General features: G+C 39.1%; 10 protein-coding genes. 5 read left to right on the top strand and 5 right to left on the bottom strand.

Features of this window, described 5'->3' with window-relative positions; translation table 11 throughout:
- Nucleotides 1–316: 316 nt before the first annotated feature.
- Nucleotides 317–3535, bottom strand: a complete 3219-nt coding sequence (locus AAW12_RS17685; protein ID WP_046675001.1) for a TonB-dependent receptor — start codon at nucleotides 3533–3535, stop codon at nucleotides 317–319.
- 465 nt (nucleotides 3536–4000) lie between these two features.
- Between AAW12_RS17685 and AAW12_RS17680 the strand changes: the two genes are divergently transcribed.
- Nucleotides 4001–4477, top strand: a complete 477-nt coding sequence (locus tag AAW12_RS17680; protein ID WP_046675000.1) for a hypothetical protein — start codon at nucleotides 4001–4003, stop codon at nucleotides 4475–4477.
- Nucleotides 4478–4556: 79 nt separating this feature from the next.
- Here the strand turns inward: AAW12_RS17680 and AAW12_RS17675 are convergent, their stop codons facing one another.
- From AAW12_RS17675 to AAW12_RS17660, 4 genes are all read right to left on the bottom strand, one after another.
- Nucleotides 4557–5369, bottom strand: a complete 813-nt coding sequence (locus AAW12_RS17675; RefSeq protein ID WP_046674999.1) for a M48 family metallopeptidase — start codon at nucleotides 5367–5369, stop codon at nucleotides 4557–4559.
- A 126-nt stretch (nucleotides 5370–5495) separates the two neighbouring features.
- Entirely contained in the window at nucleotides 5496–6146 is a 651-nt protein-coding gene (gene plsY, locus AAW12_RS17670; protein WP_046674998.1) for a glycerol-3-phosphate 1-O-acyltransferase PlsY, read from the bottom strand.
- A gap of 15 nt (nucleotides 6147–6161) precedes the next feature.
- A complete protein-coding gene (gene nadC, locus AAW12_RS17665) occupies nucleotides 6162–7019 on the bottom strand; it encodes a carboxylating nicotinate-nucleotide diphosphorylase (RefSeq protein ID WP_046674997.1) in 858 nt (285 codons plus the stop codon).
- A gap of 77 nt (nucleotides 7020–7096) precedes the next feature.
- Nucleotides 7097–7555: a DUF4783 domain-containing protein gene (locus AAW12_RS17660; RefSeq protein WP_197084082.1), complete on the bottom strand. Its 459-nt coding sequence runs from the start codon at nucleotides 7553–7555 to the stop codon at nucleotides 7097–7099.
- 172 nt (nucleotides 7556–7727) lie between these two features.
- Here AAW12_RS17660 and gpmI point away from each other — a divergent pair, with 172 nt between their 5' ends.
- The 4 genes from gpmI to AAW12_RS17645 all read left to right on the top strand — a co-directional run bounded on the left by gpmI (nucleotide 7728) and on the right by AAW12_RS17645 (nucleotide 12810).
- Complete coding sequence (gene gpmI / locus AAW12_RS17655; RefSeq protein ID WP_046674995.1) at nucleotides 7728–9260, top strand: 2,3-bisphosphoglycerate-independent phosphoglycerate mutase; 1533 nt, start codon at nucleotides 7728–7730, stop codon at nucleotides 9258–9260.
- Nucleotides 9241–9828 carry a hypothetical protein gene (locus AAW12_RS17650; protein WP_046674994.1) on the top strand — a complete coding sequence of 196 codons (588 nt, stop codon included), beginning with the start codon at nucleotides 9241–9243 and terminating at the stop codon, nucleotides 9826–9828. Before gpmI ends, AAW12_RS17650 begins: the two co-directional genes overlap by 20 nt.
- Before the next feature lie 211 nt (nucleotides 9829–10039).
- A complete protein-coding gene (locus AAW12_RS26320) occupies nucleotides 10040–10354 on the top strand; it encodes a hypothetical protein (protein ID WP_156167687.1) in 315 nt (104 codons plus the stop codon).
- 161 nt (nucleotides 10355–10515) lie between these two features.
- A complete protein-coding gene (locus AAW12_RS17645) occupies nucleotides 10516–12810 on the top strand; it encodes a TonB-dependent receptor (RefSeq protein ID WP_046674993.1) in 2295 nt (764 codons plus the stop codon).
- Nucleotides 12811–13014: the final 204 nt, after the last annotated feature.

Genomic DNA, 13014 nt, shown 5'->3' with positions numbered 1-13014 from the left:
GGCATTATTTTATAGAGAAATATTTAGGTACGATTGATAACAATATTCTATTATGAAATATATAATTCTAATAACGTATCTCAAAATACTCTTTATATCGATAAAAAATTTTAAAAAAATAAATATTAAAAATTATTATTATCTTTTGTTTTTATCAAACGATTTATTCGAGATACTTAATACCTATTTGGATGTTGCGCAATCAATTTACAATTAGAAAATATAATAGGATTCAAAAAGAAGGGAGCCTCGTTGATAACAAAAAAAGGTCGCTATATTAAATACAGCGACCTCTTTTTCTAAAGACGTATTCGGGCTAGTTGAAGATATAACGAATTCCCACTTGTGCAGACCATCTTGAATATATGTCTTGCACATAATAAGGTACATTATTATTTAAGTTACCTAAACGATACGTTGGCTTCTTAGTTGTTCCTTCATAGCCTGCAAATGTAACAGGAATAAAACTATTATCCCAGAAGCTGCCAGCTCCTGTATATTGTTTACCCCAATTACCGTTTAACAAGTTACCAACGTTCATGATATCAACAGAAAGTTGAAGTTTGTTTTTAGTGTTTCCGATATTGGTAAACAAATCTTGAACGATTTTCAAATCAAACTTATGAGAGAACGGTGTTCTTGCCCCATTTCTTTCCGCATATTGACCTCTACGAGATTTTAAATAATCATTTCCTTCAATAAAGTTATTCAAGGCTAACCATTGATCTTGAGGAGTCTGCGTTCCATTTTGAATAAAAGTTATTTCAGACTGATCTTTAGGGATATACATCAAATTGTACTGATTGCTTGATGAAGTCGCATAACCTGTTAAGTTACCGCCAGCTAAATAAGAAAATCTTGCTCCAGATTGGCCGGTGTAAACAAGGGATACAGAAGTTCCTAAATGCTTAAGATATTCTTTCGAGAATGATAAAAATCCAATTACACGACTTCCTGTACTGAATGGATTATGAGCAAGAGTTACGTTATTAGAACCATTTACAGAAGCAACTCTATACCAATTTGATTGGTTCTGAGAAGAAGTACCTGAAATTAAGTCTTTAGCTGCCGTATAGGTATAGGCAACAGATGCATCGAGACCAAACAAGAAGCTTTTAGATAGCGAGGCCGTGGTTGACCAAGAATAACCTTTGTTAACATTGTTAACATAAATAACTTCTGTATAGTTATCTAATACACGGCGGTTGTTATTATTCGCATCATAAACCAACCGATTATCAGCCCCTTCTAACGTACCAATTGGGCGCTCTAAGTTTAAATCTCTAAAATTAAAAGCACTTAAATTCCTTGAGTAAAGGAATTCTAATGTCCCCTTAATTCCATATGGTAATACTTGATCTACCCCACCGGAGAAACGTGCGATTTGAGGTAATTTCAAATTCTTATCAAGTACTGTAATATTTCCTGATGGAGTTACTGCTCCGCTATATTTAGGCAATTTGTTGACGTCGCTAATAAAAGGAACATTAGCATCTGTTCCATTACCCAAGTTATTTCCTCCTAATAGTGCACCGCTTTGTGTAAATGCTCCAGCAGCCCATACAAAAGGAACCCTAGAAGTAAATATTCCCATTCCTCCACGTACTACGGTTGAACGATCTCTATTCACATCCCAGTTGAATCCAATTCGAGGAGAGAACATCAATGCAGGGCTTGGCATACGATTAGTTTTTACGTTATACTGCTTTGCCAAAATTGAGTTGTTAAAGTCAGTATTTTCCATTGGTTTATCCAAATAGATAGGAACATCCACCCGAACACCTGCCGTAATTTTCAAATTGTCTTGCATTTGATACTCATCTTGAACATAGAATCCAAGTTGTAATGCATTAAATTTAGCCCCTTGGCGAGGATCATCCGTATTGCTATAACCATATTGCATGCTGTTAGCCATTCCTCGATCAAAGTTTTCGATCGCTGTATAAGCTTTTCCAGTAGCTGGGTTTATATCAGTGGCTTTGGAATCACTAAATACAAATGCCCCGTTTGAATTCCCTGTATACGCATTATACATTTTGTAAAACTCATTATGCGTACCAAAAGTTAGTGTGTGAAGACCTTTATACCATGTTAAATTATTTGACAAAGTATAGACATCTTGATCCAATTGATTAATATTAGTGAATGGGTCAACACCTAGATAATATGTCCCATTTTTTGCTGTATTAATTCGAACATTTGGAAACAATTGTCCTTTATAACTTCTAGCATCTCTTACTCTAGTATATCCTGCAATAAAACTATTGGCCAATGAATTATTAATACGACTACTTAATTCTAAAGTTAAAGTATTCGATTTAAAATCCTTTAATATTGCACCATTACCAAAAGTCAAAGAAGATTGTGTTCTTGTGTTGCTCACATCAACCCCATCGACATAGTTGTACCGCAATGAAAGCTTATTTTTTTCATTAATATTCCAATCTAGGCGGGTCATCACTTTATTCGATGTATTTTCATCTGCAAGATCAGTGTAAGAGCCCGCATCATAATTATATTTACTTAACGCGATATCATAGATACGTTGAGCATCAGCTTCTAACAAATTTGAACTTGAAGATCCTACAGGATAATTTTCTGGCGTATTATTTTTTGTATGTTCGTAATTTACAAAGAAAAACAACTTATCTTTTACAATAGGCCCGCCCAAACGTACACCGTATGTTTTTTCAGAAAAGTTTGCCAATTTAGTTCTCTCTTCACCATCTTTAACCAAAGATTTTGGGGTTTTTCCTGTAAAATCCTGATTTCTAAAATAATGATAAACCGAGCCCTGAAATTGATTTGTACCTGATTTTGTTACTGCCGAAATACCACCTCCAGCAAATCCACTAGAGCGAACATCGAACGGTGCAACTTGAACAGACATCTGTTCGATAGCATCTAACGATATTGGATTTGTACCACTACCACCACCGTTCAAACCATTTGCATTAAGACCAAACACATCATTTGTAACAGCTCCATCAATAGTGAACTGATTGAATCTATTATTCATACCGCCAATTGAAACAGACTGTCCTTTCACATCAGCTTGCGGAGTCAATCTAGTAAAATCTTCAATTGAACGAGAAACAGTTGGTAAATTTTCCATCTGTTTTCTTGAAATAGAAGTTTCAGCACCAGTCTTCAAGTTTTTAGAACCGCCTGTTCTAGTTACAGTGACCTCATCTAAAACTGTCTCATTACTTCCAAAAGTACTATTTAAGACATAAGGCTGACCTAATTGTATATAAACATCATTATAAACAATAGGATTTTGTCCAACATAGGTTACTTCAATTTTGTAAGGTCCACCGACACGCATCGCTGGTAGGTTAAAACGACCTGCAGCATTCGAGGATCCAGAATAGACAGTTCCTGACGGCACGTGCGTTGCCTTAATTGTTGCTCCCGAAGTTACACTGCCGTTTGCTTCTTTTACAATACCTGTAACGCTACTTGTCGTAACCTGAGCTTGTACAGCACCATAGCTGGCCATAACAAGAGCGAAAAAGAGTAAAGATCTTTTCATATAATGTGATTTGTTAAAAAATGTTAAGCAAAATTACTAAGAGATTTTAAATTACAAAGGACTTAATATAAACTTAACACACTAAACCACACATACTTCATGAAATACAGTCCTAAATTACTATATTAACATACAATTTATTAGCGAAAAAAACGTTATAACATGTTTTAAACCAGCATATCCCCTTATACGGACCTACCTAAAATAGTTTTCCACATCAAATCGCTAAAATTCTTTTGTAACAACATTCTTCCAATTGCGATTTAAGTTTTTAAAAAAAATTAGCTAATTTCCAGTCAATCGAGAATTTTATTAAATAACTCAGTTCCTTGTCAAATTTGAGCCACTGTAACCTATTCTGACCAAAAAAATCTAAACGATTCTATAGGCCTGATGGTTTCTATAAAAAATGTTTCAAAAACCGAGAACTTTTCAGAAATTCGCACACCTATTAATTTATGCTTCATGGAAGACGGTATTCAAAATTCTTCTTTTCAAGAACCTGCAGACATTAAACTGTCTCCAGCAGGACTCTCCTTCTTGGCTTCAGCGGCCAAATGGGCCAACTTTCTGGCCATTGTCTGTTTTATTTTCATCGGCATTTCTGCCATAACCATGGTCAGCCTGATCTTCGGAGCCAGTGCATTATCACTCGGTGCCGACGAATATGTAACAGCAGGAGCTTTATCCACCTTTGGTGTACTTTATCTTTTATTTCTTGCTTTCTTCTGCCTACCCATCTATTTCCTGTATAATTTTGGATCCAAAGCAAAAAAAGCAATAGCAAACCGTGACAGCATCCAATTGGAATTATGCTTAGATGCGCTCAAAAAACACTATAAATTTATTGGAATCATGGTCATTATTACCATTGCGTTCAATTTTATGGGATTGGTCGTTGGAGTCGTACTCGGAATCAGTGACGCTTTTGCTGGGGTATAATACAGCCATAAATAAAGTAAAAAAAAAGCGGAGTATCTCATTCATTTGGATACTCCGCTTTTTTTATCGTATTGACTCCTTATTTTTTATAATATTTCATTGCGTTTGGAATCAATTTCTGAATATCCGCAATCCGTCGCTCATCACTCGGGTGGGTACTCAAAAACTCTGGCTGCCCTTTTTGACTACCCGATGCCATACGCTTCCAGAAATCTACAGCTTCATTGGGATTGTAACCCGCCAAAGCCATAATGATCAAACCTGCTGCATCCGCATCAGATTCGTCGCTTCGCGAAAATTTCAGTTGCGCCAAGTTGCCTCCTAATCCATAAAGATTGTTAAAAACACCAAGCGTACTGTTTCCAGATACGCCTGCAGCTGAACCTAAAATCTGTCCACCCAATTGCAGCGCTATCTGATTCGAAGCCTGAGCCACAGAATGTTCTTCAATAGCATGTGCTATCTCGTGTCCCATCACGGTTGCCAAACCTGCTTCCGTACGTGTTACTGGTAATATTCCAGTATATACCGCAACTTTACCCCCAGGCATACACCAGGCATTCACGTCATCACTCTTCACCAAATTAAATTCCCAATTGAAGTTAAATTGATTTGCGCGACCTGTACTCTGCAAATACTGATTAACCGCTGTTGCCAACTTGTTACCAACACGTTTTACCATCGCCGCATCCGCAGTTCCAGTGACCACTTTAGCGCCATTCTTCGATAAAAAATCTTTATAAGCTAATGCTGCTTGCTGGTTAACCTGATCAGCACTCACTAATTTTAAATATTTTTTGCCGGTAACAGCTGAAGTTGCACAGCCTGACAGCCCCGATGCCAGTGTTACGCATGCTAATACGATAGCCGAATACTTTAACATTCCGTTCATATGTCTATATTTTTCTTTCCATGGTCATATGGAATATCCAAACGATGTTCATCGCGTTTCCGCTCTTCCCATATGGATATTTCACAATAATTATTAAATCGTACTTAGCAAATACAATTATTGTGCCTATTCTTTTTCCTTAGCCTTTTTCTTGAAGAGATAAATCTTGGATTCGTGCCCCTTTAACAGGCGCTCAATATTCTTTTGGTGGGTAATTAACAACAGAATACAGATGGCTATGCCGTAAAGCAGCACAGAGGGTATGGTTGTTTTAAAAATAAAGGCCAAACTAAAGGGAAATGCAAATCCCGCTGAAATGGACCCCAGCGAAACATAATGTGTTGTCAGCAAAATAATGATAAACACCGATACACATACTAAGGCTGCAGGTGTATGAATGGCGAGGATCATCCCACAAAGCGTTGCTACCCCTTTACCGCCCCTAAATCCGGCAAATACCGGAAATAAATGCCCTAATACCGCAATAACGCCTAAGGCCAACTGAAAGTTTACAAATTGGACATCGCTCGTATTTTGCCCCAATTCGATTAAATAAGCCAGGTTTGTTGCTGTCCAGCCTTTAAATATATCTACAAACATCACGATCGATCCCGCTTTGGGGCCCAATACGCGAAAGGTGTTAGTTGCTCCAGCATTACCGCTACCATACTCACGCACATCCACGCCATAAAATGCCTGTCCCAACCATACTGCTGTAGGTATGGACCCAAACAAATAAGCTAGTAATACTGCAGTTACTAAATAAATCGATATCATTAATTAAATCAGTTCTTATATTAATTTGGCTTTCAGACTAAGATCCAAGCTCTTTACACTATGTGTCAAAGCGCCTACTGAAATATAATCTACCCCGGCCTCCGCATACGATCGAATCGTGTCAAAAGTTATCCCCCCAGAGGCCTCTGTCTTGAATCGATGGTCAATAATCTGAACAGCTTTGGCTACATCTTGCGGTGAAAAATTATCTAACATGATCCGGTCCACTTCGCCAAAGTTAAGAACTTCATCAAGCTCCGCAAAATTTCGGACTTCAATTTCTATTTCTATTGGTTTATTTAGGTTCTTTCTGTAATCATTTGCGCGCTTTAGAGCCGGTACAATACCGCCACTATAGTCCACATGATTGTCCTTAATTAAAATCATATCAAAAAGGCCAAATCGATGATTGGTACCGCCGCCTATCCGAACAGCTTCTTTCTCCAATACACGCAACAATGGTGTCGTTTTCCGTGTATCCAAAACTTTCGTATCTGTACCTTTGAGAAGGTCTACATATTTTCGGGTTGTCGTCGCAATGCCACTCATACGCTGCATAACATTCAGCACCAAACGCTCGGCCAACAAAATACTTTGAATATTTCCTTTAACATAAAAAGCAATATCACCCACTTTAACCTGACTTCCATCTTGGATAAACACCTCACAGGTCAAACTATCATCAACATAGGCAATAATCGCCTGTGCTACTTCAACCCCGGCCAAAATACCATTATCCTTAACAATCAATTTGGCTTCACCTTGTGCTCCAGTTTCAATCGTAGAAAGTGAGGTATGATCTCCATCACCCAAATCTTCTGCGACAGCCTGTTTTACAAAATGGGCCAAATAATCCTTGATTTCCTTCTCCATAAATACTATTTATTGGGCTAAGATGTGGAATAATTTTTTAATCGAAAAATAGATTTATAAAAAAAACGTGGCCCGCTTTAATTTTTGTCGATTCTTAGCTCTTCAATCGAATGGTTATTATTTCCTACGCCGATCTTAATGAAGACACGGTAGTTGGCTTGTTCCGTTGATAATGTAAATGTAAAATATTGATAGCCATTGTTGGCATTGCTGGCTTGCGTTAATTTTACAGTTTTGGGTTTGTGCTGATTGAAAAATGTACCCAACATGATTTCAGACTGATATTTTGTATAAACCCCATTCTCCCCCAAAATAGACAAGGTTAAGTTTGAACCAAAATACTTGGCCATATTTTTTGCATTGCCTTCTTTCAAATATGATTTCAGTTCCTCTGAAATACTTCCTAAAGAATCATCATCGCCTGGTAAAACGACCTTTACCTCCCTATTCACTTCTCTTAAATAATGACCCAAGGCCGCAGTGTGTACAAAAAGACTAGTAATAAGTATAAATGCGCAATAGCTTAAAAATTTCATATAGCTCAACATATTATAGAACAGCTTCTATCATCCATATCAATCATTAGGTAGCTCCGGTTTTTACCGAACATAAACTATGCCACAAACCTATAAAATTATTGGGGATTAACAAGGGAACTTTTTAAGATGCGTTGATAGATTCTAAAATTAAGATTATCTTTGTTATACGATGAATAAGAAAAAAGTTGCACTCATGATCCTAGACGGACTGGGATATGGAAAACATGATAAATCAAATGCAGTTGAAGCTGCAAACACCCCATTTTTAGATCATTTATTAGAAGCTTATCCAAACTCGAGCTTAGAGGCTTCTGGTGAAGCTGTTGGACTGCCTGCAGGACAAATGGGTAACTCGGAGGTTGGTCACATGAATCTTGGCGCCGGAAGAATCGTCTACCAAGAATTGGGACGTATTCACAAAGCTGTCAATGACGGCGTATTCAATTCGGATCCGATCATTCAAGACGCCTTTAAATATGCATTAGAAAATAACAAAAAGGTACATTTTATCGGATTGCTTTCCGACGGTGGTGTACACGCACATACAAAGCACTTAAAAGGCTTATGTGATGCCGCAAAACATGCTGGCTTGACAAGTGACCAGGTATTTGTACATGCATTTTTAGATGGCCGTGATACAGATCCAAACTCCGGTATTGGCTATGTCAGGGACCTACAAGACTATTTAAAAACGACAACGGGCACTTTTGCATCTGCAATAGGCCGATATTATGCCATGGACCGCGACAACAGATGGGAACGTGTAAAATTAGCATACGATCTTTTAGTAAAAGCGGAAGGTGAAAAATCCAATGACCTTGTTGCATCGATCCAAAAATCATACGACGAAGGTGTAACCGATGAGTTTGTGAAACCAATCGCATTGGTTGACGCCAATGGTACGCCGGTAGCTACAATCCAAGAAGGTGATGTGGTCTTCTGTTATAACTTCAGAACAGATCGTGGCCGCGAGATTACCATCGCTTTAACACAAAAGGCTTTTCCAGAATATGATCTACAACCCTTGGATGTATATTATGTGACTATGACATCTTACGATGAAACATTCCAAAATGTCCGGGTGGTCTTCCAAAAAGATAACTTGTCCAATACCTTGGGTGAAGTATTGGAGGCAAACCATAAAACACAAACGCGTATCGCCGAAACAGAGAAATATCCGCACGTGACATTTTTCTTTTCGGGAGGTCGTGAACAACAGTTTGAAGGTGAAAACCGCTTGTTGGTTCCCTCCCCAAAAGTAGCGACTTACGATCTTCAACCGGAGATGTCTGCTCAAGGAATTACTGAAGCTATCGTTAACGATATGGAAACACTTCAACCTGATTTTATCTGCCTGAATTTTGCGAATCCAGACATGGTAGGTCACACGGGTGTTTTTGAGGCTGTTATAAAAGCGGTAGAAACTGTTGATCAATGTACCAAAACGGTTGTTGAAACAGGCCTTAAAAATGGTTACTCCTTTATTATTTTGGCCGACCACGGTAACTCCGAGTTTATGGTCAATGAAGATGGATCGCCAAATACGGCACATACAACCAATTTGGTTCCATGTATCTTGATTGACGATCATTATAAGAAAATAGCAGATGGTAAATTAGGTGATATTGCCCCAACCGTCTTACAACTTTTAGGCGTCAATATCCCCGTTGAAATGACAGGAAATGTATTGGTATCAGAATAATAATTTACTTATAAATAGTGGCAGAGCACTTTCCCTTGTTATGGGCAGTGCGCTGCTTTTTTGGAGCTGTGGATCTCCATCCGCGACAAAAGATCCTCAAAAATCTTCAGACATATTTTCTGTTGATTCATTCTTTACTGCCGAGGTCAATCGCCTTCAGCAACTCAACCCCTCGGTTCTAAAATCTGTCAACAAAGATGGAGAAAAAGAACAAAAGGAACTGAAAATTAGCAACTGGAAAAATGAACTTTCCGCCTTTCAAGCTGCCGACATCAGCAAAAACTTCGATCCATCACTGTATGAAGTTAAAGCTGTAGACTGTGTAACAGAATTTACAGCTAAAAAGAAAGAACTACAAATACAAAAGTTACGCATCGAGTTTGATAACAACGAAAAGGTAAAACACATCCATATCGATAAAAAGATAACAAATACCTTATACGATAGTCAAGAAAAATTAGACTATTATACGGACTCGCTTTATTGCATTGTCAAATTGCAGGATGTCCAAGGCTTGGATGCCAATCAATATGAAATTGAAGGCAAGTTTATTCCTTCCAAAAAATAAACAACCTTATCGATCATATGCAAAGTGTCTATCCAAAGATTGGATAGACACTTTTTTTTGTTCCGACGGGTATCCCCTATCACATCCTTTCGATAATCGGTTCAAAATAATAAATGCAACACAATTGCTTTGTATTATATTTTCCTTACCTTTGATCTGATTAACAAAATAACTCAAGAGAAAACGTGGGTTTAAACATAGTGGTTTTAGCGTGAAAGGTATCTCATTGAACAAATTCGCAGCATTAATGCTCTTATTGACCTTCTTAATTGGTCAGTTCATTGTGTATACCCATGCGCATACGCAAACTGCACTCAGTATCATAGACAGTCCTGCAAAAAAACACCACACGGATCATCCCAAGTGCTCCATTTGTGATCAAAACTCACACCCACAAATTCTTTTCCATTTTACGCTGCATGAATTAATACTTCCGACACAGCAGATTGAATTTGGCCTGTTTATCACCGGAGATCAAATTATTCGATCACTGCTTTCTGGCAATCGTGGTCCCCCCATCGCTTAATTTTTACATAAGTCCAATAATGTCATTCATATACTCTTCTCATTATTGCGACAAACGACTTCATACAAGTTTTTAGAACTCGACAGTCTCAAGAATTCATACGATGAGTTATTGGGCTGCTGTTTTGCTTGATGTTATACACGTAAAAATTATTCGTACAGATGAAACTTAAAATTATAGGCTGCATTTTTATGCTTGCCACTTATTTCTCCATATTTCCCGCTCTCGCCGCAACAATCAGCGGTAAAGTAACGGATGCAAAAACGAATCTTCCTATTGCTGGCGCTACAATAGCGCTGCAGCAGCTTCGTTCGAGCACCGCATCAGACCAGCAAGGTCACTACAGCTTCAAATCACTTCCTTCAAGTGGACGCTATTTGGTTGAAGTCCGTTTCTTGGGCTATCAGTCCGTTGTCAAGGCCGTTGATCTTACTTCGGAAAATCTTTCCCTTGATTTCGCTCTAACAGAAAGTATTATTGAAACCAATGAAGTCGTCGTTACGGGCACATTGGTTACCTCACAGAGCCGTCGCAATAGTACTTCAGTAGCTGTCATTTCCAAAGATGAACTGCAGGGAAATGCAACGAACCTGATTGATGCATTAGCCCGACAAGTTCCCGGGCTAAGCCAGATCACAACAGGACAAGGTATTTCAAAACCTGTTATACGGGGACTCGGTTATAATCGAGTCGTCACCGTGAGTGATGGTGTTAAACAGATGGGACAGCAATGGGGTGATGAACATGGTATCGAGATCGACCAAAATCAACCGGATCGTGTGGAGGTCTTACGTGGTGCAGCCTCTTTGATGTACGGCTCTGATGCTATTGGCGGGGTCATCAATGTGCTTGAACCAAATGTTCCTACTGCAGGGCAAATTAAAGGTGAAGTACTGAGCAGCTACTCCACCAACAACGGATTAACCAATAGTTCGGTTATGCTTACCGGTAATGAAAATGGCTTTGTATGGCGGGGCCGTGGTTCTTATCAAAATGCCTATTCGTATAATACGCCAGCAGGCCGATATGGCAATAGTGGTTTTAACAACAGTAATTTCAGTGGTATGCTCGGGCTAAACAAACAATGGGGCTACTCTCACCTGAATTTCTCATACCTGAAAAATAATATCGGCTTTTACGATGCCGAACCTGGTGATCCGCTTTACATCAACTCAAAAAGCCGTACCTTGGACTTCCCCAAGCAGGACATCCGTCATTACAAACTGGCTCTTAACAATAACTTTGTCATCGGTTCCGGTAGTTTAAAACTTGATCTGGGCTATCAAAAAAATCAACGTCGGGAACTCGAAGAAGCAACGCCTTCCTTATTCTTTGACCTGAATACGTATTCACTTGACGCAAAATATTCGTTAAGTGAAAAAAATGGCTGGCAACATGTATTTGGCATCAGTGCTAGCCAGGAACATAGTCTAAATAAAGGTGTTGAATTCTTAATTCCGGCCTATGATCAGTTGGAATTGGGCGCTTTTGGCTATGCAAAGAAAACCTGGGGCGAAAATACCTTTAACGTCGGATTACGCTATGACTACGTCAACAACAAAGGCAAACAGCTCTTTATTGAAGACGAAGAGCAGTTCGCCGGTTTTAAAAATAGTTTCAGCAATGTGAGCGGAGCGCTTGGATATACCCATATTTTCAGCGAAGACCTCAATTTCAAAGCAAATGCGGGTTCGGCTTTCAGAGCCCCTAATCCCGCTGAACTCGGCTCCAACGGGGTACACGAAGGGACTTACCGCTATGAAGTGGGAAATGAAAACCTGAAACCTGAACGAAGCTACCAAGCGGATGCAACGCTGGAGTTTGGACATAGCATCGTCACAGGAAGTATCGGAATCTATGAAAATTATATCCACAACTTTATCTATGCCTCAACAACAAAAGGCGATACCAAAACTGTGGTGGGTGAAGATGGCGATTCGCATACCTACGACGTATACCGCTATGGCCAGGTCAACGCCAATCTTTACGGTGTCGAAGGAAGCCTAAATTTTCACTTGTTGAACTGGATACACCTGGATAATACATTTAGCTATACCCATGCACAGAACAATACATTTAACAGACCGCTTGCATTGATTCCAGCTGGTGTTGTACACAATACCTTGCGGCTTGAGCCTAAGATTAGCGGCTTGAATGCTTTCTACGTTTCTGTGGGTCTGGACAATTATTTCAAACAGAACCGCATTGATGAAACCTTCGAAACCCCAGCAAACTCGTATTCCTTATTGAACGCAGGGATCGGTACAACATTACATCTCGGATCGCAACAGCTCAAAGTATTTGCAGCAGCGTCAAACTTGACCAACAAACGTTATTACGATGCACTGAGCCGATTGCGCCCAGGACGTCTTTCACAGGAAGACACGAGCTTTGGTGTCTATAATATGGGTAGAAATATCACTTTCGGCGTGTATATGCCATTGAGCATAAAGTAAATTTAGCTTAGCACAAACGAGTCGATTAAGATTAGTACAAAGTATAATAGAAGCAGGCAGGATCGTAGATCCTGCATTCTTCTATTTTAAAATTATTTGGGATCATCTGCCGTTGCTTCCCTTGCCAAAGCCACTTCGTCGGGCATCGCTTCCAACGAGGAATCCAACGCGAACAAGGATTCATCTGATGCGCGGTCACCACCG

The organism is Sphingobacterium sp. Ag1, from assembly GCF_000988325.1.
In the GTDB taxonomy this organism is placed as follows: domain Bacteria; phylum Bacteroidota; class Bacteroidia; order Sphingobacteriales; family Sphingobacteriaceae; genus Sphingobacterium.
The sequence above is the reverse complement of the archived record's forward strand: the minus strand, read 5'-3'. Positions and strand labels throughout refer to the sequence as shown.

Excerpts from the sequence above, each read along its gene's own strand:
- AAW12_RS17685 (WP_046675001.1), bottom strand. The coding sequence starts at position 3,535 with ATGAAAAGATCTTTACTCTTTTTCGCTCTTGTTATGGCCAGCTATGGT.
- AAW12_RS17680 (WP_046675000.1), top strand. The coding sequence starts at position 4,001 with ATGGAAGACGGTATTCAAAATTCTTCTTTTCAAGAACCTGCAGACATT.
- AAW12_RS17675 (WP_046674999.1), bottom strand. The coding sequence starts at position 5,369 with ATGAACGGAATGTTAAAGTATTCGGCTATCGTATTAGCATGCGTAACA.
- plsY (WP_046674998.1), bottom strand. The coding sequence starts at position 6,146 with ATGATATCGATTTATTTAGTAACTGCAGTATTACTAGCTTATTTGTTT.
- nadC (WP_046674997.1), bottom strand. The coding sequence starts at position 7,019 with ATGGAGAAGGAAATCAAGGATTATTTGGCCCATTTTGTAAAACAGGCT.
- AAW12_RS17660 (WP_197084082.1), bottom strand. The coding sequence starts at position 7,555 with ATGAAATTTTTAAGCTATTGCGCATTTATACTTATTACTAGTCTTTTT.
- gpmI (WP_046674995.1), top strand. The coding sequence starts at position 7,728 with ATGAATAAGAAAAAAGTTGCACTCATGATCCTAGACGGACTGGGATAT.
- AAW12_RS17650 (WP_046674994.1), top strand. The coding sequence starts at position 9,241 with ATGTATTGGTATCAGAATAATAATTTACTTATAAATAGTGGCAGAGCA.
- AAW12_RS17645 (WP_046674993.1), top strand. The coding sequence starts at position 10,516 with ATGAAACTTAAAATTATAGGCTGCATTTTTATGCTTGCCACTTATTTC.